The organism is Vibrio sp. M260118 (genome assembly GCF_036533755.1).
In the GTDB taxonomy this organism is placed as follows: domain Bacteria; phylum Pseudomonadota; class Gammaproteobacteria; order Enterobacterales; family Vibrionaceae; genus Vibrio.
This window is the reverse complement of the sequence record NZ_JATABG010000397.1, coordinates 1-3,033: the sequence shown is the minus strand read 5'-3', so window position 1 is coordinate 3,033 and position 3,033 is coordinate 1. Positions and strand designations below refer to the sequence as shown.

Here is a 3,033-nt window from a genome sequence, read left to right as displayed (position 1 = left end):
ATGACTAGGTATTCAAATGAGGCACAAGAGATGACGTCACTTGCTGAGAAGCTAGCTCCAGAGAACATAAAAAAATTAATACCATATCAGTCAGCTAGACGTATCGGTGGCAGCGGTAGATTGTGGCTAAATGCGAATGAACTTGAACAACCTCTCTTTTTTGCCGATCAGCAACAAGCTCTGCACCGCTACCCTGACTTCTTACCCCATGATATCGCGGCTGCATACCAAGACTACTGCAACACATCGCAGCCCACCATCGCGGTTCGTGGTGCCGATGAAGCGATTGATCTCATCGTCAGAACGTTTTGTCAGCCGAGCAAAGATAGCATCGTTATTTGCTCTCCTACTTACGCCATGTACCAGTTTTGCGCAGAATCAATGTCGGTCAAGGTTATTGATTGCCCTCTTAAAGCTCCCGAATTTAGCTTAGACGTTGATAGCATCATACTTGCCTCAGCTGAGGCTAATTTAGTGTTTCTATGCTCACCAAACAACCCGACGGGCCAACTACTCTCTCGCGATGATATTGTCACCATTTTAGACAATACCCAAGACAAAGCGCTGATAGTCGTCGATGAAGCCTATATCGAGTTTGAACTGGATGAGAGCGTCGTTGACCTTATTGACCAGTATCCTAACCTGATCGTCATACGCACTCTGTCAAAGGCGTTTGGGCTAGCGGCGGTTCGCTGTGGCTTTATTGTTGGTTCTCAAAGCGTTATGAGTTTCATCTCCAAGTTAGTTCCGCCATACCCAATGCCAGATTGCTCCGCAGAGATCGTTCTCAAAGCCTTAAGTCCAAAAGGCATTGAGCAAGTTAAAGTAAACACTCGTGCTCTAGTAAAGACACGCGATGCCTTTATTCAGCGCATACAGTCATTAGATTGGATCGACGCGATTTATCCTTCTTCAACCAATTTCGTCCTGATCCGAACAAAGCCAAGTATTGAGCTGTTTGAGTACTTGATTAGCCATGGAGTCGTGACTCGCAATCAGAGCCACGAACCAAGCTTAAACCACTGTGTTCGAATCACCATCGGGTCAGAGGGTAGCATGCGAGAAGTCAGTGAAATCATTTGCAACTTTTCAGCAGCCCTGACACCATCCAAATAAATAATAGGGATATTACACATGAACAAATTGCTTAGTGCCTTTGCTTGCGCCGCTGCGCTATTGTCGGCTCCGTTGATAGCAAAAGAGGTCAGATTAGCCTCTGATTTTACCTACCCACCGTTTAACTATAAGGATGCGAGTGGCAAACCGGTGGGATTTGATATCGAGATAGCCGATGCCCTTTGTGCAGAAGCGAAACTAGAGTGTACCTGGGTTTCACAGGGATGGGATTCACTCATTCCAAGCCTACTAGCACGAAAATCCGACGTCATCATGGCTTCAATGCGCATCACCCAAGAGCGTAAGAAAAAAGTCCTATTCACCAACAAGTACTATCAAACTCCAGCACGCTTTGTCGCTCAATCAGGCAGCAATGTTCAAATGACCAAGCAAGGTCTGAAAGGCAAAGTAATTGGTGTTCAAAGAGGGACAATTCACGACCGATACGTCACAGACATGTTTGCTGGCGTAGCTGAGATAAAACGCTACTCAGGCCAAGATGAGGTTTACATCGATATGGGCAATGGCCGATTGGATCTGACTTTTGGTAACGCCGATCAGCTTGCTCTCGCCTTTTTAGATAAAGATATTGGTCAAGGTTTTGAGTTCGTGGGCGAAGCCGTAACGGATAAAGCCTATATCGGCGAAGGCACAGCCCTAGCGTTACGTCATAACGATAAAGTGCTCGCAGATAAGTTTAACCAAGCGATTGAGACCATTCGCCAAAATGGTACTTACGACAAGATCGCTGCTAAATACTTCTCTTTTGATATCTACGGCGAAGCCCTTTAATCACCATAAACAAAGAGGCTTAACCAAGCCTCTTTGTTAATTCTATTTCGAATATCTCGCCATTGCTGCCTGCTCTTTAGGCACCACCGTCTTGCCGATTGGCGCCAAAGAGATATACGCCAGCTTAAGATGCTGAAGCGCAAATGGAATACCGATGATGGTAACAAAACAGGCCACCGCTGACATAATATGACCAATCGCAAGCCAGATTCCTGCCAGTAAAAACCAAATGATATTACCTACCATACCGAGTGGGCTTGTTCCTATGTCTGTTGCATTGGTCAGCTCATCACGGGCAATGGCTTCTTGACCAAATGGAAAGAACGAGAAGTTACCCATAACGAAACAGGCGCGACCCCAAGGAATACCAACAATACTGATAAAAGCCAGTAGCCCAAAGAACCACCACATCAATCCCATAATAACTCCACCACATAGGAACCAGATGATGTTTCCTAGAATTCTAAGCACTGTGTTTCTCCTTAAGCTAACCGTAGACCGCTTGGTAATGTTCTACGGTTGGAAATGGGTCATAAAAATGGTGTAGAAGCGCCTTCCACTCCTGATACTCCGCCGACTGTCTAAAACCTTGCTCATGATCTTCCAGTGTTTGCCAATTGACCAGCAAGATATAGCGATTGGGTTTCTCAATACAACGTTGCAACTGATGCGAAACGTATCCTTGCATACTTGAAATAATAGCTTGGGCCTGAGCGAAATTCTGCTCGAACTCCTCCTCCAAAGAAGGCTTCACATCTAAGATTGCGACTTCCAGTATCATGGTTTTTCCTTAACGTAAGATGAACAGGGGGCGGTTAGCTTAGACCTTGCCACACCGCCGTAGCCCCACTTATAGAACAAAGTAGCAATGCACCAATGCGAATTTTCTCTTTCGGCAATGATTGGGTTGTCATCATAGCCAACTTATATCCAACCCAAGCCGCTGGGATTAAAGGCACAGTTATCCAAAGATGATGCAAAGTTAAAAACCCTGCCGGCATCTGGATTATTAGCGAAATGATAGAACTAAAGACGAAGAACGCAGATAGGTTTCCGCGCAACTGATTGGCCTCTTGATGCTGAAGAAGCAGCGCCATCGGAGGCCCTCCGATCGCAGAACTAGTA

5 protein-coding genes are annotated in these 3,033 nt (G+C 45.8%); 2 read left to right on the top strand and 3 right to left on the bottom strand.

What is annotated here, in order from left to right; genetic code table 11:
• The first annotated feature begins 30 nt into the window (after positions 1-30).
• Positions 31-1,116 carry a histidinol-phosphate transaminase gene (gene hisC, locus QTO00_RS17380; RefSeq protein WP_443088941.1) on the top strand — a complete coding sequence of 362 codons (1,086 nt, stop codon included), beginning with the start codon at positions 31-33 and terminating at the stop codon, positions 1,114-1,116.
• An 18-nt stretch (positions 1,117-1,134) separates the two neighbouring features.
• Complete coding sequence (locus QTO00_RS17375) at positions 1,135-1,908, top strand: ABC transporter substrate-binding protein (protein WP_331425898.1); 774 nt, start codon at positions 1,135-1,137, stop codon at positions 1,906-1,908.
• A gap of 42 nt (positions 1,909-1,950) precedes the next feature.
• Here QTO00_RS17375 and QTO00_RS17370 read toward each other — a convergent pair whose 3' ends face one another.
• The 3 genes from QTO00_RS17370 to QTO00_RS17360 form a co-directional block, all read right to left on the bottom strand.
• The gene (locus QTO00_RS17370; protein ID WP_331425897.1) at positions 1,951-2,379 is read right to left on the bottom strand and encodes a YccF domain-containing protein; all 429 of its coding nucleotides are present in this window, start codon (positions 2,377-2,379) and stop codon (positions 1,951-1,953) included.
• 16 nt (positions 2,380-2,395) lie between these two features.
• Positions 2,396-2,689: an antibiotic biosynthesis monooxygenase family protein gene (locus QTO00_RS17365; RefSeq protein ID WP_331425896.1), complete on the bottom strand. Its 294-nt coding sequence runs from the start codon at positions 2,687-2,689 to the stop codon at positions 2,396-2,398.
• A 34-nt stretch (positions 2,690-2,723) separates the two neighbouring features.
• On the bottom strand, positions 2,724-3,033 hold a 310-nt coding region (locus QTO00_RS17360; RefSeq protein ID WP_331425895.1), incomplete at its 5' end, for a sulfite exporter TauE/SafE family protein.

Coding starts and splice junctions, on each gene's coding strand:
- QTO00_RS17375 (WP_331425898.1), top strand. CDS start 1,135: ATGAACAAATTGCTTAGTGCCTTTGCTTGCGCCGCTGCGCTATTGTCG.
- hisC (WP_443088941.1), top strand. CDS start 31: ATGACGTCACTTGCTGAGAAGCTAGCTCCAGAGAACATAAAAAAATTA.
- QTO00_RS17365 (WP_331425896.1), bottom strand. CDS start 2,689: ATGATACTGGAAGTCGCAATCTTAGATGTGAAGCCTTCTTTGGAGGAG.